The sequence below is a fragment of the Winogradskyella marina genome (assembly GCF_015645385.1).
Lineage (GTDB): Bacteria > Bacteroidota > Bacteroidia > Flavobacteriales > Flavobacteriaceae > Winogradskyella > Winogradskyella marina.
On the sequence record NZ_JADOET010000062.1, the window covers coordinates 1 to 356 of the forward strand.

At 28.4% G+C, this 356-nt stretch carries 1 protein-coding gene; it reads right to left on the minus strand.

All coding sequences use genetic code 11. The features are described from left to right. Positions 1–356: hypothetical protein (locus ITJ86_RS17420; RefSeq protein ID WP_230080342.1), on the minus strand; the 356-nt coding region annotated here is incomplete at both ends.

The following is a 356-nucleotide window of genomic DNA, read 5'->3' on the forward strand; positions in this document are numbered from 1 at the left end:
TAAACTGCAATACAGATTGGTGTAATAACAAAGTTTATCATTTGTCGAGCTTTATAATACTTTTTCAGATAGGCAAAGTAAGATTTTTGAGCCATCGAAATTAGTTGTTTTTCTTTGCGATATAACGAATAGAACTCCAAGATAATTCGCAATGTAAGACTAGAAATCATTAGAATTAAACCTAAATTAAAAGTGTTCCATTGATTGAATGCATAATAAAATGCATAGATTATCAATACAATCACTGTTAAGGACATAACAGTAATACTGATATATTGACTGTTACGTTGCTTCTTTGCTTTTATGATTATATCTTTGGGATTAAAGTTTGATATTTCATTAGCTTGAATATCCCA